General features: G+C 72.5%; 21 protein-coding genes. 16 read left to right on the top strand and 5 right to left on the bottom strand.

What is annotated here, in order from left to right; translation table 11 throughout:
* Positions 1-5: 5 nt before the first annotated feature.
* From AB0J87_RS32245 to AB0J87_RS32230, 4 genes are all read right to left on the bottom strand, one after another.
* Complete coding sequence (locus AB0J87_RS32245; protein ID WP_363971162.1) at positions 6-1,172, bottom strand: peptidogalycan biosysnthesis protein; 1,167 nt, start codon at positions 1,170-1,172, stop codon at positions 6-8.
* Between the two features lie 67 nt (positions 1,173-1,239).
* Positions 1,240-2,172 (bottom strand): sulfotransferase domain-containing protein, encoded by a 933-nt coding sequence (locus AB0J87_RS32240; RefSeq protein WP_363971160.1) that lies wholly within the window; start codon positions 2,170-2,172, stop codon positions 1,240-1,242.
* Positions 2,173-2,332: 160 nt separating this feature from the next.
* Positions 2,333-3,505: a hypothetical protein gene (locus AB0J87_RS32235; RefSeq protein ID WP_363971159.1), complete on the bottom strand. Its 1,173-nt coding sequence runs from the start codon at positions 3,503-3,505 to the stop codon at positions 2,333-2,335.
* Positions 3,502-3,987: a SigE family RNA polymerase sigma factor gene (locus AB0J87_RS32230; protein WP_350727519.1), complete on the bottom strand. Its 486-nt coding sequence runs from the start codon at positions 3,985-3,987 to the stop codon at positions 3,502-3,504. The genes AB0J87_RS32235 and AB0J87_RS32230 overlap by 4 nt, the downstream gene beginning before the upstream one ends.
* 161 nt (positions 3,988-4,148) lie before the next feature.
* Here AB0J87_RS32230 and AB0J87_RS32225 point away from each other — a divergent pair, with 161 nt between their 5' ends.
* Both AB0J87_RS32225 and AB0J87_RS32220 read left to right on the top strand, forming a co-directional pair.
* Positions 4,149-5,531, top strand: coding sequence for a cytochrome b N-terminal domain-containing protein (locus tag AB0J87_RS32225; RefSeq protein ID WP_363971156.1), 1,383 nt, complete (start codon positions 4,149-4,151; stop codon positions 5,529-5,531).
* A gap of 54 nt (positions 5,532-5,585) precedes the next feature.
* Complete coding sequence (locus AB0J87_RS32220) at positions 5,586-6,257, top strand: carboxymuconolactone decarboxylase family protein (protein WP_363971154.1); 672 nt, start codon at positions 5,586-5,588, stop codon at positions 6,255-6,257.
* Between the two features lie 16 nt (positions 6,258-6,273).
* Here the strand turns inward: AB0J87_RS32220 and AB0J87_RS32215 are convergent, their stop codons facing one another.
* On the bottom strand, positions 6,274-7,005 hold the full coding sequence (locus tag AB0J87_RS32215) for a DUF3592 domain-containing protein (protein WP_363971152.1): 732 nt from the start codon (positions 7,003-7,005) through the stop codon (positions 6,274-6,276).
* A gap of 165 nt (positions 7,006-7,170) precedes the next feature.
* Between AB0J87_RS32215 and AB0J87_RS32210 the strand changes: the two genes are divergently transcribed.
* Genes AB0J87_RS32210 through AB0J87_RS32145 form a run of 14 tightly spaced genes read left to right on the top strand, consistent with a single transcriptional unit; the run spans position 7,171 to position 20,076 of the window.
* A complete protein-coding gene (locus AB0J87_RS32210; protein ID WP_363971150.1) occupies positions 7,171-8,670 on the top strand; it encodes a phage tail sheath C-terminal domain-containing protein in 1,500 nt (499 codons plus the stop codon).
* A 26-nt stretch (positions 8,671-8,696) separates the two neighbouring features.
* On the top strand, positions 8,697-9,227 hold the full coding sequence (locus AB0J87_RS32205; RefSeq protein ID WP_192784721.1) for a phage tail protein: 531 nt from the start codon (positions 8,697-8,699) through the stop codon (positions 9,225-9,227).
* A gap of 12 nt (positions 9,228-9,239) precedes the next feature.
* Positions 9,240-9,878: a hypothetical protein gene (locus AB0J87_RS32200; RefSeq protein WP_363971148.1), complete on the top strand. Its 639-nt coding sequence runs from the start codon at positions 9,240-9,242 to the stop codon at positions 9,876-9,878.
* Positions 9,875-10,573 carry a hypothetical protein gene (locus AB0J87_RS32195; protein WP_363971146.1) on the top strand — a complete coding sequence of 233 codons (699 nt, stop codon included), beginning with the start codon at positions 9,875-9,877 and terminating at the stop codon, positions 10,571-10,573. Before AB0J87_RS32200 ends, AB0J87_RS32195 begins: the two co-directional genes overlap by 4 nt.
* Positions 10,570-11,757, top strand: a complete 1,188-nt coding sequence (locus AB0J87_RS32190) for a DUF4255 domain-containing protein (protein WP_363971144.1) — start codon at positions 10,570-10,572, stop codon at positions 11,755-11,757. Before AB0J87_RS32195 ends, AB0J87_RS32190 begins: the two co-directional genes overlap by 4 nt.
* On the top strand, positions 11,754-13,847 hold the full coding sequence (locus AB0J87_RS32185) for an ATP-binding protein (protein ID WP_363971142.1): 2,094 nt from the start codon (positions 11,754-11,756) through the stop codon (positions 13,845-13,847). The genes AB0J87_RS32190 and AB0J87_RS32185 overlap by 4 nt, the downstream gene beginning before the upstream one ends.
* Positions 13,844-14,077 (top strand): hypothetical protein, encoded by a 234-nt coding sequence (locus AB0J87_RS32180; protein ID WP_363971140.1) that lies wholly within the window; start codon positions 13,844-13,846, stop codon positions 14,075-14,077. Before AB0J87_RS32185 ends, AB0J87_RS32180 begins: the two co-directional genes overlap by 4 nt.
* Complete coding sequence (locus tag AB0J87_RS32175) at positions 14,074-14,754, top strand: hypothetical protein (protein WP_363971138.1); 681 nt, start codon at positions 14,074-14,076, stop codon at positions 14,752-14,754. The genes AB0J87_RS32180 and AB0J87_RS32175 overlap by 4 nt, the downstream gene beginning before the upstream one ends.
* The gene (locus tag AB0J87_RS32170; RefSeq protein ID WP_350727530.1) at positions 14,754-15,068 is read left to right on the top strand and encodes a LysM domain-containing protein; all 315 of its coding nucleotides are present in this window, start codon (positions 14,754-14,756) and stop codon (positions 15,066-15,068) included. Before AB0J87_RS32175 ends, AB0J87_RS32170 begins: the two co-directional genes overlap by 1 nt.
* Positions 15,058-16,167 (top strand): hypothetical protein, encoded by a 1,110-nt coding sequence (locus tag AB0J87_RS32165; protein WP_363971136.1) that lies wholly within the window; start codon positions 15,058-15,060, stop codon positions 16,165-16,167. Before AB0J87_RS32170 ends, AB0J87_RS32165 begins: the two co-directional genes overlap by 11 nt.
* Before the next feature lie 9 nt (positions 16,168-16,176).
* On the top strand, positions 16,177-16,764 hold the full coding sequence (locus tag AB0J87_RS32160; protein ID WP_350727532.1) for a phage baseplate assembly protein V: 588 nt from the start codon (positions 16,177-16,179) through the stop codon (positions 16,762-16,764).
* A 14-nt stretch (positions 16,765-16,778) separates the two neighbouring features.
* A complete protein-coding gene (locus tag AB0J87_RS32155; RefSeq protein ID WP_355209731.1) occupies positions 16,779-17,123 on the top strand; it encodes a hypothetical protein in 345 nt (114 codons plus the stop codon).
* Positions 17,120-17,488: a GPW/gp25 family protein gene (locus tag AB0J87_RS32150; RefSeq protein ID WP_350727534.1), complete on the top strand. Its 369-nt coding sequence runs from the start codon at positions 17,120-17,122 to the stop codon at positions 17,486-17,488. Before AB0J87_RS32155 ends, AB0J87_RS32150 begins: the two co-directional genes overlap by 4 nt.
* Positions 17,485-20,076: a putative baseplate assembly protein gene (locus AB0J87_RS32145; protein ID WP_363971133.1), complete on the top strand. Its 2,592-nt coding sequence runs from the start codon at positions 17,485-17,487 to the stop codon at positions 20,074-20,076. The genes AB0J87_RS32150 and AB0J87_RS32145 overlap by 4 nt, the downstream gene beginning before the upstream one ends.
* Positions 20,077-20,114: the final 38 nt, after the last annotated feature.

Here is a 20,114-nt window from a genome sequence, read left to right as displayed (position 1 = left end):
TCGGGTCATAACAGCTCATCCCACGCCGAGTGGAAGTACCGGGGGTGCGCGCCGCGTAGCTCGCTCCAGTGCTTCCTGCGCTGCTCCGCCGGCGCGGTGTCGATCCGGCGGTCCGGGCGATCCCCGGCCGCCGCCCACGCCAGGTGCGTCAGCGGGAGCACGGCCGAACCACGCCGGGCCTTGCCCAGCTCCGCCCCGGCCCCGGTGACGACGCTCGACAGCCCCATCGCATAGGCGTGCCTGACGGGTTCGTAGATGGCGGCGTTGAAGTACACGAACGGGTCCGGCGCGTCGTCGTCGAGGCGTCCGAAGTCCGTCACGTACAGCCGGTCACGCCAGCGGCACAGGACTCCGGCGCCGACGACGTGGCCCCGCACCCGGCACAGCAGGGCCGTCGCCGCGGCGTCTCCCAGCGCGGCCGAGTACTGCGCGAGGCGGCGCGTGACCGCGTCCACGCCGTACGCCATCCCGTGCTTGGCCCGCACGTTCACGATCATCGGCGCGACGGTCGCGATGGCCTCGCGGAGAGGGACGGTCTCGGTCGCGCAGGTCCTGGCGAAGAGCCCCACCTCCCTGCGGACGCTGGTGCGGGTGTTCCGTGGCAGCGTCGCGAGGTAATCCTCGAAGCCCCCACCGGGGAGCTCCAGCTCGGTCTGCGCGACGCTCGCCAGCCGGTGGTGATCTCCGTCGCCGACGACCGGCGCGAGATCTCTCCATGAGGAGGCGTCGAGGAACAGGAAGAAGGTGTACGGGAGCCCGCGCTCGACCGCCACGGCGCAGGCGGCGTCCCGAAGCGCGTGCAGGACCGCCGTCCTGGTCGTGGCCGGCAGGGTGCGGTCGACGATGAGCCGCGTGCTGAATCCCGCCCGGGAACCGGCGAGCAGTCCCAGCCGGCCGCCGGGCGGACCCGCGGCGTGCAGAAGGTCCTGGAAGTGGAGCTCTGGCCAGTACAGGAAGTCACCACGACTGGGGAGCGGGTCATAGAGGGGAAGGGCGCCGAGGATCCGGGGGTGCCCGGGTTGACGGGCGATCAGGTAGGTGACGGGCGCTTCACCGGATTGCTCCAGAGCCCGCAGCCACGCGCGGCTCTGGAACAGGTCCCGCGGATCGGCGACGTCATCCCACGCGCGCCCGGCGATGTCGTCCAACGAGGGGACGCGCTCGATCGTCACGAGCCCGGGCACTTCTGGCTGTATTTCTGGAATTTTCTGGTGCGTCACCGAAACACCGCAGTCACGGTCAGCCGGGCTCATGATGGAGCCATTCGAGCAGGTCTGGCTCCGCGAACTCGGCTATCCGGCGGTCGTAGTGCGCTCGATCCTCAACGGTGAGGAACTGCTGCCATTGGCCCGACTTACCGCTGCGGAAAAAGCGTTCGCGATCGCGGATGTAGCCCAGTTGCTCATCGGGTGCGAGTTCGTCCGCGCGATTTCGCATCTGTTGGAACGTTGCTGCCTCGACCAACTCCGGCCACCTGCTCTCGTCGATCTCGATGCCGAGCCGTCCGGCGAGCCGTCGCATCTGGCCGGGGAGGTCCTCGGAGAGCTCGGCGTAATGGAGCAGGATGACGTTCGGCTCCGAGCGGCGGACCCATGCGCGGCTCTGCGTCCAGATCAGCGCGCGCAGCGAGTCGAGGTTGGCGTACGGCGAGTCGTCGTTGTCGACCCAACGTAACAAGTACGTCCGTTCGTCGAGGAGGTCCCTCTCGTCATGACCGTCGACCGGGGCCTCGGCCGCCCCGTTGCCGGGCTGGGCGGCCTGGTGGATCAGCCGGCGGATCACCTCACGCTTGAGGTTCTTGCCGTGGCTGCGCAGGGAGATGGCGACATCGCGCGGATCCCGGCCCACCGTGATGTAGGTGACCTGCGGATCGGTGGGGATGCCGTCGAGCGGGATGTGGGTCTTGATGAAACGGCGGTGCCGCTGCGCGGACAGGTGGTCCCAGACCTCCTGCTTCGGACGTACGAGCATGTCGATCCACGGTGAGAGGCTCGACAGCGGCGCGGGCAGCTGAGGCGTCTGGAAGACCAGGAGCGCGCAGATCATCTGGGTCCAGGTGGTGCCGCACTTAGCCGGGGAATTGATGACGATGTCGCCAGGCCGGAATTGGAACCCGTCCCACCGAGAGCTGTCCTCCATCGGTGTGAGGTAACGAGCTAGATGCGTCGTCATTTGTGTGAGTTTAATCACTGAACATGAGTTACGGAAGGTATGTGATTGTGTGTGTTCATTCCGTATAAGAATCGCGATTTGGCCACATTACTGATCTGACTAGACGGGAATTATTCCGGTAAACCTCCCTGTCTGGGCATTTGATGATCAAATCGCGGGCTCACCAACCGCGCAGGGAGTAGGCGGTCACCTCATCGGGCAGTTCGGCGACGCGGGACAGCGCGCCGGTGCCGATGTTCCAGCCGAGCAGCCTGTCCCCGCTCTCGATGATCACCGTGTCCTGGCCGATCCAGCCGCGTACGGGGCAGCCGCCCTTCCCGCACCTCGTGTCAGGAGCGTCGCCCCAGGGCAGGAGCAGCGTCCTGACCACCCGTCCCGTGTCGGCGTCGGCCACGACGACCACGTCGGCGTTCCCTGCCTGGTCGCCGTGGGCGGACGCGGACCTGGCGACGAGGCCGCCGCGCTGCCATCCGTGATTGCCCAGGACGCCCACGGGCATGCCGCCCTCGCCGGTGAGGCCCCGGACGTCCAGCACCACCTCCGACCCGCCCTCCTGGATGACCGTCCAGCCGCCTTCGCCGGGCGAGACGATCCTCAGGTCGCGGTAGCCCGCGACACCCGTGAAGCCCTGGTACGACTGCCGCCGCGCCTTCCCCGTGGCCAGGTCGAGCAGGTAGTTCGCCTTCTCCTGCTCGACGAGGAGTTGCTCGCCGCGCCAGAGCACCACCTCGTTGAACCCCGGCACCTTGTAGCGCCTGGTCTGGCCGATCACCAGGTCGACGACCACCACCGCGTCCTTCTGCGGGAAGGCGGCCATCGTCCCGTCGGGGGAGAGCGAGTTGGGCTTCAGCGCCGTCCCGCCGTTGCCGGCCGAGTCCACGGAATCACTCAGCTTCACATCGAGGGGGACGCGGCCGTCGGACTTCATCAGGTAGATCCGCCCATCGCCGAACTCGGCCAGCGCCAGGACGGGTCCGGGAACCGAGGTCACGACGGGGATGCCGGCCCACTTCTGCGGCAGCCCGGTCGCCAGCGCGGGCAGCCCCGCCTCGCCGCTGGGCGGCGGCGCCGTGTCCATGGGCGGGGTCGACGGGATCGTGGGCGTGGGGGTGGCGCTGGGGTACACGGTGATGCCGCGCTCGACCGGCTCCGGGGACACGACGATCTCCACCGCGACGAGCACGGTGAGCGTCGCGGCCACCGCGACCGCCGTCCACCGGCGGCGGGCCCGGCTCCGCGTACCCTGCCGCCACAGCTCGCCCGCGCGGGACGGCCCCTCGGGCAGCGTCTCGGCGAGATCGTCGAAGAGCTCCCGCAGCCTCTGGTCCGTCATATCAACACCTCTTCCAGCTCGGGAGCGACCTCGCGCAACCGCTTCAGCGCCGCGTGCGTCTGGCTCTTCACCGTCCCGGGCGAGACCCGGAGGATCGCGGCGACCTCCCCGACGGGCAGGTCCTCGTAGAAGCGCAGCACCAGCACCGCCCGCTGCTTCACCGGCAGCCTGGCCAGCGCGCGGGCGAACACCACCTTCAGGTCCGACGCTCCCGAGGTGTCGTGATCCGCCAGGTCGGGCGGCTCCCCGTAGGCGAATTCCCGCCGCCTCCGCCAGCTGGACGCCACGTCCCTGTACAAGGTGGTACGCACGTAATTGACCGGGTCGGTATGCACTTTCGACCAGCGGCGCGCCAGTTTGATCAGGGCATCCTGGAGGACGTCCTCGGCCAGATGCCTGTCACCGCTGATGAGGATGGCCGCCCGCAGCAGCCGCGGGTGCCAGGCGGTGACGAAGGCCTCGAACGCCTCGGAATCCGTCATGTAGACAAGACGTCCCAGAGGGGGTGAACGGTTGGGGCCTCCGCGAAATCCGCCGGTGATTCGGGCCGTGGTGACGTGAATCACCGTCACCGGCGCCTCTTCGGTGTCACACCTCCCGGCCCGATTTCGTCTTGTGAGTGAGGCACTTTTAGGGGGCTCACATGCGTTCGTTGCCGGCCAAGCGCCGCTCGTTTCAGTTCTCCCACTGGTCGTTCATGTTCGCCGAGATCGCCGTCTGGTCGTTCGTCGTCCTGGCGGTGACCGGGGCGGTGCTGATGGTCTTCTACGACCCCGGCATGTCCCAGGTGACCTATGACGGCTCGTACGGCCCGCTGCGCGGGCTCCTCGTCAGCAGGGCCTTCGACTCGACCATGCACCTGAGCCTGGAGGTGCGCGGCGGCCTGCTCATCCGCCAGGTCCACCACTGGGCGGCGCTCGTCTTCGTGGCGGCCGTCGCGGTGCAGCTGCTGCGCATGTTCCTCACCGGCGCGTTCCGCCGCCCGCGCACCGGGCAGTGGCTGATCTGGGTGACCCTGCTGGCGCTGGGCATGGCCGCGGGCGAGACCGGCAACGCCCTGCCCGACGACCTGCTGTCGGGCGGGAGCCTGTGGCTGATCAAGTCGGTCGTGCAGTCCATCCCCGTGGTGGGCACCTGGGCGCTGTCGCTGCTGTTCGGCCCGGACTTCCCCGGTGACAGGGTCATTCCGGTCATGTACGGGGGCCACCTGCTGGTCGCGGTGATCATGGCCGCGCTGCTGATCGCCCGTGAGCTGCTGGTACGGCGGCACGGCCACTCCCGGTTCGTCGCCTCGCTGCCGGCGCGGCGGAGCGTGCGCCCGACGATGGCGTTCGCGACGATCGGCATGCTGATCATCCTCGGGTTCGGGTTCCAGATCGCCCCCATATGGCTGTACGGCCCGGCGACGCCGACGCAGATCTCGGCGGGCTCGGTTCCCGACTGGTACATGGGGTTCCTCGACGGCGCCCTGCGGATCATGCCCGGGTGGGAGCTCACCGTCGGGGACTACACGCTCAGCCTCGCGGTCATCGTCCCCACGCTGGTGATCCCCGGGGTCTTCTTCACCGCCCTGGCCGCGTACCCGATGGCCGAGCGCTTCCTCGCCTCGCGACGCGGCCGCCGCGACGCGCTGGGCCGGCCCAAGACGACCGGCCGCATGGCCCGCGAGACGCTCGCGCACGACCTGCTCGATCGGCCCCGCGAGACGCCGGTGAAGACGGCCGTCGCGGTCGCCGGCGTCACGTTCTACGGCCTGCTGTGGGCGGCCGCGGCCAACGACCAGTTCGCCCACCAGTTCCAGCTCACGGTCGATGCCGTGACGATCTTCTTCAGGTACGCCGTGCTCATCGGCCCCGTCATCGCCTTCGTCATCACCCGGTGGATCTGCCTGGCCCTCCAGCAGACGGATCGCGACGTGGCCGAGCACGGAGTGGAGACCGGGATCATCGTGCGGTCCCCTGACGGCGGATTCCACGAACGGCTGGCGCCGGCGCGGCGGGAGCCGGCGATCACCTCAGGGCGATGACGGGTACGCTCGCCCCGTCCACCGTGACGGCGAAGGGCGAGCCGCGGATCGGCGGTGCGGGCGGCCGGGCCCGTACCCTGCTCCTGGACGGCGGACTTCTTCGCCGCACAACTCCGACCCGACACCGGCGAACAGGACATCGACGTGCGCGACACGCCCGCCCCGCGGCTTCCGAAACTGACCGAGGCCGAGCTGAGCGAGGAGCAGCTGGCCCTCTACCGGCAGATCACCTCGGGTCCCCGCGCCGCAGGGCCCCAGCTCTTCGCGCTCCAGGACCAGGACGGGGCGCTCAACGGGCCCTTCGGCGTGATGCTGCACGCGCCTCTCCTCGGCGGCCCGCTCCAGGAGCTGGGCGCGGCACTGCGCTACCGCACGCGGATGAGCGCCCGCACCCGCGAGATCGCGATTCTCGCCGTCGCCGCGGCGACCGGGAGCGACTTCGAGAGGTACGCCCACGAGCGGGTGGGCCGCGCGGCCGGGCTCACCGATGAGGAGCTGTCCACACTCGCCTCCGGCACCTTCACCTCCGCCGATCCCACCGAGGCGGCGGCCTACCGCCTGTGCCGGCGGCTGCAGGACGACCCGCGCCCCCTGGACGACGAGGAGTACGCGGCCGCGGCCGGACCGCTCGGACGCGAGGGTGTCGTGGAGCTGGTCGTCCTCATCGGCTACTACCGCACCCTCGCGCAGCTGATGGACGTGTTCGCGATCGGCGCGCCGCTCTAGCCGGCTCGCGGGCCCGTCAGGACGGGGACGGCAGCGCGTCCAGGTCGATCAGGTTGCGATCGGGGTCGGCGGCGTCGTACAGCACGCGAACGCGGGTCCGGCCCCGCAGGCGGGGACCCGGGTCGTCGCGGAGGTGGTCACTGGCCGCGGTGTACGTCCGGCCCGTCCGCTCGTCCTGCCACGTCGCATGGACGACGTACGGGTGCCGGTTGTTCACCCGCACGCTGAAGTCGCGTCCCACGTGCTCGATCTCCGCCCACACCTGCTGTCCCTGCTCCCGGAGCCAGGCACGCAGCCGGGCGATCCGCCGTCCCTTGACGAACAGGACCGTACCGATCGGGGTGAACACCACCCCCAGCCCGCCGACGATCAGCGGAGCGAGGAACGCCGACGAGAACGACGCGATCCGCGCGTCGGACGGATCGTCCGGGTCGTAGGCGACGGGCACGCTTTCGCCCTTCTGATGGGACGGCGGGTTGCTGCCCGTGGAGCTCTGGAACGCGTACCGCCTGCCGCCGACGGTGAACTCCACGGTCGGGTACCAGTACGTCGCGCGGCGGGTATGGCCGTCGGAGCTCCGGGTCGTGCTGGTCCGCGCGGTCAGCTCGACCACCGTGCCGTCGGTCCGCTCGGCCGAGGTCAGGAAGCTCGCCGTGGAGGCGGCGATCGCGATGCCGACGCAGAGCAGCACCAGCCCGATCAGACCGAAGATCCCGCCCACGATGGTGAAGAGCCGTCCGTTACGCATGGGACGAGTGTGCCCGATCGGCCCCACGAGGGTCGCGGCGGTCCAGCCGGAAACGGCTCGTCCAGGGCCTGGGTGATGGCGCAGTGACGGTGAGGTGACGGCCGGGTTATGGCCTGGGCCGACACTACCGGCAGAGGCTCTGCGGCTACAGGACGAGGAAGGCCGATGGCGACGAGATTCACCTATCCCGGTGTCTATCTTGAGGAGATCGAGAGCGCGGTCCGGCCGATCGTCGGCGTCGACACGTCCGTGGCGGCGTTCGTCGGCCTGGCGCTGGAGGGTCCGCGCACCCCGACGACGATCAACAGCTGGACCGAGTACGACAGCACCTTCGGCGGGCTGTGGACCGGCAGCGAGCTGAGCTACGCGGTCTACCAGTTCTTCCTCAACGGCGGCGCCAAGGCGATCGTCGTACGGGTCGGCGCCGACACCCAGTACGCCACCATCGACCTCGGTGACGGCGTCAAGCTGCGGGCCACGGCCCCCGGCACGGCGGGCAACACGCTGACGGCGACCGTCAAGCACGACCCCGCCGACAGCAAGCACTACACCCTGACGATCAAGGTCTCCGGCAAGGCGACCGAGACGTACGAGATCTCCATCGACGCGGCCCTGCGCGGCAGGTGGCTGGACCGGGCGCTGGAGACCTCCCGGCTGGTCGGGCCGGCCGACGGCAGCGCGGTCGACAGGCGGCCCCCCGAAGGGGACAAAACCGTCACTCCGGCGGCCGACGTGACGCTCAACGCCGCCGACGTGATCGGCGACCCGGTCCGGCGCACCGGCATGCAGGCCCTGCTCGACGTGCCGATCTTCAACCTGCTGGTGATCCCGCCGCAGCTCGCGCCCCCCGCCTCCGGGACCCCCGACGACAGGGACTCGCGCTGGGCGCCGGTGATCGACGCGGCGGCCCGGCTGTGCGTGGACCGCAGGGCGATGCTGCTGCTCGATCCGCCCTTCTCCTGGACCACCGTCGCCAACGCGACCTCGGGGGCGGGCGCGGGGCTGCCGGTCACCGGCGTCGCCGGGCGCAACGCCGCCGTCTTCTACCCGCGCCTCACGATCTCCGACCCGGCGGGCGGCCCCGACCTGACCGTGGGGCCCATCGGCACCGTGGCCGGGGTGTTCGCCCGCACCGACACCCTGCGCGGGGTGTGGAAGGCGCCGGCGGGGGTGGACGCGGCGCTGGCCGGCGTACGTTCGGCGACCGTGGCGCTGACCGACGCGGAGAACGGCGGCCTCAACCCGCTGGGCGTCAACTGCCTGCGCACCTTCCCCGTCTACTCGCACGTGCTGTGGGGGTCGCGGACCTGCCGGGGCAACGACGAGGTGGGCGACCCGTGGAAGTACGTCCCCGTCCGCAGGCTCGCCCTGTTCATCGAGGAGACGCTGTTCCGCGCCACCAAGTGGGTGGTGTTCGAGCCCAACGACGAGCCGCTGTGGGCCTCCATCCGGCTGAACGTCGGCGCCTTCATGGACGGCCTGTTCCGCCAGGGCGCCTTCCAGGGCAGGACGGCCCGGGAGGCGTACTTCGTCAAGTGTGACAGGGAGAACAACCCGCAGGCCGACATCGACGTCGGCGTCGTCAACGTGGACGTCGGCTTCCAGCCGCTGAAACCCGCCGAGTTCGTGCGCATCCGGATCCAGCAGAAGCGTCCCGACGCCTGACGATCGGCCACTCCCTAGGAGCGACATTGGTTCAGTTCTCCGTCAACACCACTCGCCTGGACCCGTACAAGAATTTCAAGTTCCGGGTGAAGTGGGACAACAAGTACGTCGCCGGGATCAGCAAGGTCAGCGCCCTGCGCCGGACCACGGAGGTGGTCGAGCACCGCGACGGCGGCGACCACTCCAGCTCGCGCAAGTCGCCGGGCCGCACCAAGTACGAGCCGATCACCCTGGAACGCGGCGTCACCCACGACCCCGAGTTCGAGCAGTGGGCCAACAAGGTGTGGAACTACGCCAACGCCCAGGCCGGCCCCGACCAGCGCGACCGCGAGGTGGCGCTGGCCTCCTTCAGGAAGGACCTCGTCATCGAGGTCTTCAACGAGGCGGGCCAGAAGGTGCTGGCGTACCAGGTCTTCCGCTGCTGGGTGTCGGAGTTCCAGGCGCTGCCCGACCTCGACGCCAACGCCAACGCCATCGCGATCCAGCACCTGAAGCTGGAGAACGAGGGATGGGTGCGCGACCTGAGCGTCACCGAGCCCACCGAGCAGGACTCCTGAGGGGCGGTCCTGGTGACAGTGGTGGCCGGTGCTGCTGAGCTGCTCGACGCGTGGGAGGCGGGCTGGGACCGCACGCCGCTGGAGCGGGGCCTCGCCCTGCTCGCGGCCGGTACGGGCCGCACCCCCGGCGAGCTGGCCCACCTGACCGTCGGGCAGCGCGACCGGGCTCTGTTCGAGCTGCGCGCCGCGCTGTTCGGCTCCAGCCTGGACGGCGTGTCCACGTGCCCGGAGTGCGGTACGGACGTGGAGGTCTCCTTCGACCAGGAGCAACTGCTCGACCCGCCGTCCTCGGCACCGTGCCGGCTGCCCACCAGCGCCGACGTCGCCGCCGCGCTGTCCGAGCGCGACCCGTGCGAAGCCCTCGTCGGCCGCTGCTCCGAAGCGGAGGACATCGAGAAGACGGCCGCGGCCTGGGCCGCGGCCGACCCGTTGGTGGACGTGGAGCTGTGCCTGGCGTGCCCCGACTGCGGGCTGGAGTGGGCCGAGTCCTTCGACATCGTCAGCTACCTGTGGTCGGAGCTGGACGGCTGGTGCCGCAGGACCCTGCTGGAGGTGCACGACCTGGCCGCCGCCTACGGCTGGACCGAGCCGCAGGTCCTCGCGCTGAGCGCCTGGCGGCGGCAGTGCTACCTGGGGCTGGTGAGATCGTGAGTGGCCTGGTCCAGCGGCTGATCACGCGCAGCCGCGAGCCGGTGACTGGCATCCGCCCCCGCCCGGCCTCGCTGTACGAGGACCAGCCGCCGATGAGCCGCGCCCAGGCCGAACCGCCCGCCTTCTCCGACGTGCCGGACCCCGCCCCTGCCGCTCCTGCCGCCCGGCCGCCCGCCGTCCCCGCGACGAGGCTCCGACGGCCCGCCGCGGAGGAGACGGAGGCGTACGAGGAGCACGAGATCGACGTGGAACGGTCCCCGCGCGCCCCCGAGGAACCTGGCCGCGAGCGGACCCCGCCGGTGCCGTCCGTGACCAGGCCCGATGCGGTGGACCCGGCCGTCGTGGCCCGGGCGCCGCGCGCCGGGCGCCGCACCCCCGCCACTCCGCCGCGGCCGTACGCCCCCGCTCATCAGCCGGACTCGCCGCTCCCCGACATCGCCGAGGCCAGGCGTGCGGCGGGCGCCCCGCTGCTGCGGGTCGCCGCGGGCCCCGTGCTCGCCGCGCCGGCGCGGCCCTCGCCCGCCCAGGCGGCACAGGACGCCCCCGCGCCGTCGGTGGTCGAGATCTCGATCGGGCGGCTCGAGGTACGCGCCCCGCAGGCCCAGGCCGCCCCGCAGGCCAAGCCGCCGCGCAAGGACCACGCCTCGGTGCTCCAGGCGTACCTGCGCGGCCGGAGCAAGGGGGAGCTGGCATGAGCAACTCCCTCGCCATCGCCGCAGTGACCGCCGCGCTGCGCGCCAGGATCTTCAACCAGCTCGGCGGCCCGCAGGTGACCATCGTGCCGCCGGACCGCGCGCCCGACGAGGTCAACGGCGACCACGTGAACCTGTTCCTGTACCGCACCGACATGCACCCCTCCTTCCGCAACGCCGACCCGCCGGGCGCGCCGCCCGGGGAGTCGCCCAGGCCGCTGCTCCCGCTGGTCCTGCACTACCTGCTGGCCGCCTACAGCACCGACGAGGGCACCGCCCACGAGCTGCTCGGCGCCGCGATGCTGGCCCTGCACGACACCCCGATCCTGCCGGGGGAGGAGATCCGGGCCGCCACGGCGATCCCGCTGCCCGGCAGCGACCTGCACCTGCAGCTCGAGAACGTGAAGGTCAGCTTCGAGTCGCTGAGCCAGGACGACATCGCGAAGATGTGGACCGCGTTCGCCACGCCGTACCGGGTCTCGGCGTCCTACCAGGTCTCGGCGGTGCTCATCGACAACCCCGCGCCCGGCGCCGCGCCGCTGCCCGTGCTCAAGCGTGGGCCCGACGGCAGGTCGCCGGTCGCCCACCCGGACGCCGCCTCACCTTTCCCGGCCGTCACCGGCATCCGGTACGGCGTGCCGGGGAGCCCGGTCGCGCTGCCCGGCGAGACCGTCACGCTGAGCGTCCGCAACCTCCCTGCGGGCGCCCTCATGGCCCACCTGCGTCATCTGCGGGTGCCGGCCACGGCCGAGGTCCACCTCCCGTCTCCGGGAACCGACGAGGTCGCCGTCGCGCTGCCCGCCACCGGGCTGCCCGCGGGACCGTGGGCGATCTCCCTGACGCCCGCGTCCGGCGGGGTGCCCACCAACGAGGTCCCCCTGGCCGTCGCCCCCGAGATCATCGCCCTCGCCGCCACCCCGGCGGGCGGCACCCCGGCCAGGACCACGGTGACCGCGACCGTCGCCGATCCGGTGCTGGTCGGCCAGCAGGCGGCCGTCCTCGTGGGCGGTCTGCACCTGCCGGTGCCCCTGCTGACCGCCGGCACCGGCACGCTCTCGGTCGTCGCCGCGATCCCGCCCGGCACGTACAAGGTCCGCGTCCGCGTGGACGGCGTCGACACCGACATCGTCGACCGGGCCACAGGCGCCTTCAAGTCCGGCCCCACGGCAGAGGTGGTGATCCCATGACCGACGCGCCCGCCTGGGAGCAGGCCAACGGCGCCTACCTGAAGGCGTCCCTCGACTGGCTGGCCGTCCGGCTCGCCGGCCTCACCCCGCAACCCCCGAGTCCCGCCCAGCGGTCTGAGCCGGAGCCGCTGGAGACGAGGAGGGGCTGGCGGAGAACCCGTGACCGCACCGCCGTGCCCGCCGTGCCCGCCGACGCGCCGGCCGCCGGCCAAGCGACCCCACGGCAGGGTGCGGCGCAGGCGATGGCGGGCGCGCGGGAGGCCGCGGCTCGGGCGACGGCGGGCCTCGGGGCCCCCGCCCTGGTGCAGATCGCCGAGCGGCTGGGGCTGAGCGACTTCGAACGGGACGTGCTGCTGCTGTGCGCCGCCCCCGCGATCGAGCCCGGCATCACCGCGCTGATCGCCGCGGCCCAGGGGGAGCCCGCCCCCACCTTCGCCCTGGCGCTGCGCCTGTTCGACGACGCCCGCTGGGACGTGCTCTCGCCCGAGCGGGGCCTGCGGTTCTGGCGGCTGGTGGAGCCCGTGGGCGCGGGAGCTCAGCCGCTGGCCGTCGTGCCGCTGCGGGCCGACGACCGGATCGTGGACCTGATCAGAGGGCTCAACCGGCTCGACGAGCGGCTGACGGGGCTGGTCGAGCATTGCCCCGACCCGGCGGCGGGCCTCGGGCTGCCCCGCTCGTCGCAGGCCGCGGCGGACGCCCTGGTCGGCGCGGCGCTGACCGACACGCCCGACGGCCGCTTCCCGGTGATCCAGCTGCTCGGCGGCGACGAGCCGAGCTGCGAGCTGGTCGCCGTACGGGCCATGGCGCTGCTCAACCGCGAGCTGTACCACCTGCCGGTCGGCGCGCTCGTGGCGGCGGGGGCGGACCAGGACCTGGTGGCCAGGCTGTGGCAGCGCGAAAGCCTGCTGTTGCCGATGGCGCTGCTGCTCGACGCCGTGGACGCCGACCTGGCCGACCCCGCCACGGCCGCGGCGCTGCGGCGCTTCCTGTCCCAGGTGGGCGGGCTCGTCCTGCTGGCCACGCGCGAGGTGTGGCCGGTCACCGACCGGGCCACGTCGGTGATCGACGTCGGCCGGCCGACGCTCGCCGAGCAGGCCGAGCTGTGGGCGGCCGCGACGGGGCTGCCCCTGGAGGGGGCGCCGCGCACGCTGGCCGGCCAGTTCCGGCTGAGCGTGCCCGCCGTCCACCGCATCGCCACCGCCCTGCGGCCCGTGCTCGACGCCCCCGACGGGCGGGCGCGCCTGTGGGCGGCCTGCCGCAGCTCGGCCAGGCCGAGGCTGGAGGCCCTGGCCCAGCGCACGGTGCCGCAGGCCAGGTGGGAGGACCTGGTGCTGCCCGGCGAGCAGACGGACCTGCTGCGCGGGCTCGTCGCGCAGGTGCGGCACCGCGCCACGGTCATGTCCACCTGGGGGTACGGGGAGCGCCGGGCACGCGGCAACGGGGTCACCGCGCTGTTCAGCGGCCCCAGCGGGACGGGCAAGACGTTCGCGGCCGAGGTGCTCGCCCACGAGCTCGGCCAGGACCTCTACCGCGTCGACCTGTCGGCCGTGGTCAACAAGTACATCGGCGAGACCGAGAAGAACCTGCGCAGGGTCTTCGACGCGGCGGAGGACGGCGGCGCGCTGCTGCTGTTCGACGAGGCCGACGCGCTGTTCGGGCGCCGCAGCGAGGTGCGTGACAGCCACGACCGCTACGCCAACATCGAGGTCAGCTACCTGCTCCAGCGGATGGAGGCCTACGAGGGGGTGGCGGTGCTGGCCACCAACCTGCGTGCCGCGCTGGACCCGGCCTTCCTGCGGCGGCTGCGGTTCGTCGTCGACTTCCCGATGCCGGGACGGGAGGAGCGCAGACGGCTGTGGTCGGCGGCCTTCCCCGCGGGTGTGCCGCTCGGCGGCCTCGACCTCGACGCGCTGGTGGACCTGCCGGTCACGGGCGCCGCCGTACAGGCGATCGCGCTGGGCGCCGCGTTCCTCGCCGCGGACGCCGGCGAGCCCGTCGACACCGCGACGGTGCTCACGGCGGCGCGGGCGGAGTTCCGGAAACTGGGCCTGCCGCTGACGGTCCCGCACCCCGAGCGGGTGGGCCGGTGACGCGCATCGTGCTGCACATCGACAGGGTCGTGCTGGACTCGGCGGGCCTCTCCCGGCAGGAGCTCATCGACGCTCTGACCGAGGCCGTACGGCGGGATCTGGCGGGCGGGCCCACGCAACAGGCCGCCCGGCGGCGGTTGAGCGTGGACGCCGCCGACGGCTCCACGCCGGGGCTGGCACAGGCCGTCGTCGGCGGGATTCAGGGACTGGCGGGAGGCGGGCAGCGGTGAGCGCGCAGTTCGCACCGGGGACGCCCGTGGTGCCGAGGGGCGGGCTCGTCCTGCTCGACCCCGCCGACGGCGCGGTGCTCAGGGTCATCACCCTGCAGTACAACCCGGACACCATCACCCGCACGCTCCAGCCCCAGGGCGTGGGCGCCGAACCCGGCGACCGCAGCGAGGCGCTGCGGCTGCGCGGGCCCGCGCACGAGACCATCAAGCTCGAGGCGGAGCTCGACGCGACGACGCAGCTCGAAGACCCCTTCGCGCCGGGCAACGACGCCGTCGCCGCGTACGGCCTGCTGCCCGTCCTGGCCACGCTGGACCTGCTGGTGAACCCGACGGCCGGCGCCCTGATCGCGCAGGACGAGGCGGCCCGCAAGGGCGCCTTCGAGATCGTCCCCGTCGAGTCGCCGCTGACGGTCTTCGTGTGGAGCCGCGAGCGCGTGGTGCCGGTCCGGCTCACCGAGTTCACCGTCACGGAGGAGGCGTTCGACTCCAACCTCAACCCGATCAGGGCCAAGGTGTCGCTGTCGATGCGCATCCTCACCGTCGACGACCTGGGGTTCACCCACCGGGGGAGCGGCCTGTTCATCGGCCACCAGCGGCGCCGCGAGCAGCTCGCCGCGCTGCACCCGTCCGACCAGCTGCGCACTCTCGGCCTCGACGGCCCGCCAGGAGGCACCTGATGTTCACCGCGACCAGCCGCTACCAGGGGATCGAGATCGCCACCCACCGGCCGGAGGGCGGCGAGCCGATCCCGTACGTGCGCCGCAGGTTCCTGCCGGACCGGCGCACGCTCACCGTGATCGCCGTGCACGTGGTGCGCGACGGCGACCGCCTGGACCGGATCGCCGCGCTGCACCTCGACGACCCCGAGCGCTTCTGGCAGATCGCGGACGCCAACCCGGTGCTCGACCCCGCCGACCTCACCGCCCGCCCGGGACGGCGGCTCGACGTCGCCCTGCCCACCGCGACCATCGGGAGCCCGCATGGCTTCTGAGCTGCTGCTGTCGCTCAGGCTCGGCGCGGTGCGGGCCGAGCGGGTGCCGCGCGAGGTCGTGGACGCGCTGCTGTCGGTGCAGGTGAGCGAGGGCGTGGGCCAGCCGGGCGGGTTCCGGCTGTCGTTCGGCATGGGCAAGCGGTCGCTGCTGTTCCGCGAGCTGCTGCCCTCGGGGGCGCTCGACCCGCCGGCCAGGGCGCAGATCGTCGTGACGATCAGAGGCCAGGCCACCGTCCTGATGGACGGTGTCGTCACCCGGCACGAGGTGACGCCGTCCGCCGAGCCCGGCCAGGCGCGGCTCACGCTCACCGGCGAGGACGTCTCCCGGATGATGGACGTCGTCGACTTCACTGGCGTGCCGTACATAGGTCTGCCGCCGGAGGTGCGGGTTGCCGTGATCTGCGCCAAATACCCGATGTACGGGCTCGTCCCGCGGATCGTGCCGAGCGTGAAACTGATCACCCCGAACCCGATGGAGTCGATCCCCGCGCAGCAGGGCACCGACCTGGCCTACGTCAAGGCGCTCGCGGCGCAGGTCGGCTACCAGTTCTACGTCGAGCCGGGGCCGGACCCCGGGGTCAACTACGCGTACTGGGGGCCGCTGGTCAAGGCCGGGCCGCCACAGCCCACCCTGTGGGCCAACGCCGACGCGACCACCAACGTCGAGACGCTGACGTTCACCTTCGACGGGTTCTCCGCGACGCAGTACGTGGCGCTGGTCCAGGAGCCCACCACGAAGTTCCCCATCCCCGTGCCCATCCCGGACATCACCCCGGTCAACCCGCCGATGGGCGCCCGCAAGCCGCTGCCGCTGAAGACGTCGGTGGTCAGGGGCCTGGCCAAGCTGTCCCCCCTGGAAGCGGGGTTGGTCGCGCTGGCCAGGGCCGCCGACGGCTACGAGGTGATCAGCGGGCAGGGCACGCTGGACGTGCTGCGCTACGGCCAGCCGCTGCGCGCCCGCCGTCCCGTCACGGTGCGCGGCGCGAGCCTCGGCTACGACGGCACCTACTTCGTCAAGAGCGTCACCCACGACATCACGCGCGGCGGCTACACCCAGCAGTTCACCCTGACCCGCAACGCGTTCCTGCCCCTCTCCTAAGGACCTGCCATGAACATGGACGAGCTCGGCTATGTCGAGTCTCCCGGCTTCTTCGGCCCCGCCGAGCGCGAGGACGCCGAGCCGCCGGGCACCAGACGTTTCTACGGCAAGTACCGGGGCTCGGTGCTGAACAACATCGACCCTCTCGGCAAGGGACGGCTGCTGGTCAGCGTGCCCGACGTGCTCGGCGTGCTGCCGTCGACGTGGGCGATGCCGTGCGTGCCGCTGGCCGGGCTGCAGATGGGCTTCTTCGCCGTGCCGCCGCCCGGCGCCGGGGTCTGGGTGGAGTTCGAGCAGGGCAGCCCCGACAGCCCCATCTGGGTGGGCTTCTTCTGGGGGAGCCGGGAAGAGGCGCCCGCCACCGCCAAGCTGCTGCCCCCGGCGGCGCCCGCGCTCCTCATCGAGACCATCGGCAAGAGCAAGATCGCCCTGTCCGACACCCCGGTGGCCCCGATGAAGGGCAGCGGCGTGCTGCTGCAGTCCCAGTCGGCGGCCATCACGGTCGACACCTCGGGCGTGACCATCACCGCGCCGGCCATCAACCTCGTCGGGCTCGTCAACATCAACAACGGCGCGCTCGTCGTGAAGCCGGCCTGAGAGGGGTGCCGACGATGCCGGGTTTCCTCCTGACCGTCGCCTCGCAGGTGACCTGCCTGCATCAGGGCAAGGCCACGATCGTCCCCGGCCAGACCGTGGTGCTGGCCGGCGGCGCGCCGGTGGTGACCGTCGGCGACGTGGTCGCGGTGGCGGGCTGCTCGCTGTCGGGCGCGACCCCGCCGAGCCCCTGCGTCACCGTCGACTTCGCGCTGGCCGCCTCCACCCGGGTCTTCGTGCTCGGCAAACCGGTCGTCCTGGAGCCCGCGGGGCCCGGCGCCGGTGTCAGCCAGTCGGCGGCCAAGGCCCCCCAGGGCACGCCGATCATCACCTCGACGCAGCTCAGGGCGGCGGGATCATGAGCACCCACCTCGACTTCCCCTTCCACGTCGACGCGCACGGCAGGTCGGCCACCACCACGGACGAGGACCACGTGCGCGACATGGTCGAGCAGCTGCTGTTCACGATCCCGGGGGAGCGGGTCAACCGGCCCGACTTCGGCACCGGCGTCCTACGGCTGGTCTTCGCCCCCAACAGCCCCGAACTGGCCGGGGCCGTCGAGTACACGCTCCAGGCCGCCCTGCAGCAGTGGCTGCCCGACGACCTGCGGGTCGAGCGCGTGGACGTGCGGGCCGAGGAGGGGACGCTGCTGGTGTCGGTGGCGTACGTGCTGCTGCTGACCGGGGAGCTCAACTCGGTCACCGTCGAACGGAGGACCGGGCCATGACGGCCGACGAGGGCTGCCCGCCCCGCGCGCGGCGGGAACGGGACCGCGCCTGCGGATGGGGCGGCATCGCCGGCGTGCAGGTCGACAACGAGGCGCGCACGCTGCGGCTGCTGCTGTTCGGCAAGGCGCCCGAGCCTGTGCCGGAGGCGGACGACGTCGCCATCACCGGGCCCGGGCGCGCGGTGCGGGCCGTCCACGTCGAGGTGGTCGCCGCGCGGGCCGGTCGCTACGACGAGCTGGTCGTCCACCTCGACCGGCTCGGGGACCGCTCGCCGTACGAGGTGGAGCTGGCCTGCGCACAGGACCTCGACCCCCGGTACGCCCGGGCCGCCTTCACCTTCACCGGCGACTGCGGCGAGGAGAGCGACTGCGGCGCGACGGCGCCCTGCCCTCCGGGCGATGAGGACCGGGCGGTCATCGACTACCTGGCCAAGGACTACGCGAGCTTCCGGCGGCTCATCCTGGACCGGCTCGCGCTGACCTCCCCCGCCTGGACCGACCGGCAGATCCCCGACCTGGGCGTCACGCTGGTCGAGCTGCTCGCCTACGTCGGCGACCAGCTCTCCTACCGCCAGGACGCGGTGGCCACCGAGGCGTACCTGGGCACGGCCCGGCTGCGCACGTCGGTGCGGCGGCACCTGCGGCTGGTCGACTACCGGATGCACGACGGCTGCAACGCGCGCACCTGGGTGCACCTGGAGGTCGAGGAGCCGGGGGTCCTGTACGCGGGCAGCTACCGGTTCGTGACGGCGGTCCCGGCGCTCGGCGGCCGCCCGATGGTCTCGGAGGGCGAGCTGCGCCGTCTGGCGCCCGGCGGCGGCTACCAGGTGTACGAACCCGTGCTGGAGCACGACCTGGCCGTCAGCCCTGCCCGTAACCGCATCCGGCTGTGGACCTGGGGCGGCGAGGAGTGCTGCCTGCAGCGCGGCGCGACGGCCGCGACGCTGGTGGACGGCTGGTGCGACGAGGAGCGGTCCGAGCGGCTGCTCGGCCTGTGCCCCGGCGACGTGGTGATCTTCGAGGAGGTACGCGGCCCGCTGACCGGGGTGCCGGGCGACGCGGACGTCACCCACCGCCAGGCCGTACGGCTGACCGAGGTCGAGGAGCTCGACGACCCGGTCTACGACCAGCCGTTGCTCCGGGTGAGCTGGGCGTGCGCCGACGCCCTGACGTTCGACCTGTGCCTGGCCGCCATCGGCGGCGAGGAGTGCTGCCTGTTCGAGGACGTGAGCGTGGCCAGGGCGAACGTGGTCCTCGTCGACCACGGCGCCACAGTGACCGGCACGCTGACCGTGCCCGAAGGGGAGCCCGGTCCCGTGCGGTGCGAGGGGCTCGGCCGCCCGGAGCGCGACCCCGTACGGGTGCGCTTCGAGCCCGTGCTGCCGCACGCGCCCCTCACCCGCCGGGCGCCCTATCCCGCTCCCGAGATCGTCGCGGCGGGCCAGGCCCTGACGCTGGCCCGCATCCCCACCGGCACCGCGCCCCGGCCCCGCCTGCTCGGCAGGCTGGCCAGGCTGACCGCCCAGGCCCGCCTCGGCCTGCCGCTGGACGCCGCCGACGCGGCCGAGGTGGCCGCCACCTGGGGTGCCGGCGGGGGGCTCGACCCCGCCGAGCCGGTCGCCGCGGGTCCCGCCGCCGCCGCGCTCACCCAGGACCCGCGTACGGCGCCGGCCCAGCTGTGGCTCACCTCCGAGTGCGAGACGTGGACGGTGCGGGCCGACCTGATCGGCAGCGGCCCCGAGGACCGGCATGTCGTCGTCGAGGTGGACGACGAGGGCAGCTCGCACCTGCGCTTCGGCGATGGAAAGTACGGCCGCGGGGTCCGCCCCGGCCAGCGGTTCGAGCTGCGCCTGCGGGTCGGCAACGGGACGGCCGGCAACGTCGGCCCCGAGGCGGTGGCCCACCTGGTGGCCTCGTGCCCCATCGCGGTGCCCGTGACCGGCGTACGCAACCCGCTGGCCGCCACGGGCGGCATCGACCCCGAACCGGTCGCCGAAGCCCGCCTGCTCGGCCCCACCGCCTACCGGCACCGCCTGATACGGGCGGTCACCGCCGAGGACTACGCCACGATCGCCGCCGCCCAGCCCGGAGTCCAGAGCGCGGCCACCGACCTGGCCTGGACCGGCGGCTGGTACGAGGCCGACGTGGCGATCGACCCCCTGCGCGGCCGCTGCGGCGAGGAGTTCCCCCTGGAGGCGGTGCGGACCCGGCTGGAGCAGGTCCGGCGGATCGGGCACGACCTGCGGGCCGACCCGCCCCGGCTGGTCGCGGTCGACCTCGGGCTACGCGTCTGCCTGGCGGCGAACGCGCCCCGCTCGGCCGTCACCGTCGCGCTGCGGGCCCGGCTCGGCGACGCGCCGGGCGGCATGTTCGACCCCGACCGCCTCACCTTCGGCACCGGCCTGTACGTGAGCCGGATCCTGGCCGAGGCCATGGCCGTGCCGGGAGTGGTGTCGTCGAGCGTCGTCCGGCTGGCCCGCACGGTCTCCACCGGGCCGCCCGTGGCTCCCGGCGGCGCGCTCGCGTTCGGCCCGCTGGAGATCCCCTCGGCCGGGACGTTGACGCTGGATCTCGTGGGAGGGCGGTGAGCCGGTATGAGCTGCGGTGAAGCGGCGGGATGTTGCGG

The sequence above is a fragment of the Nonomuraea sp. NPDC049625 genome (genome assembly GCF_040675285.1).
Classification (GTDB): Bacteria; Actinomycetota; Actinomycetes; order Streptosporangiales; family Streptosporangiaceae; genus Nonomuraea; species Nonomuraea angiospora_A.
The sequence above is the reverse complement of the archived record's forward strand: the minus strand, read 5'-3'. Positions and strand labels throughout refer to the sequence as shown.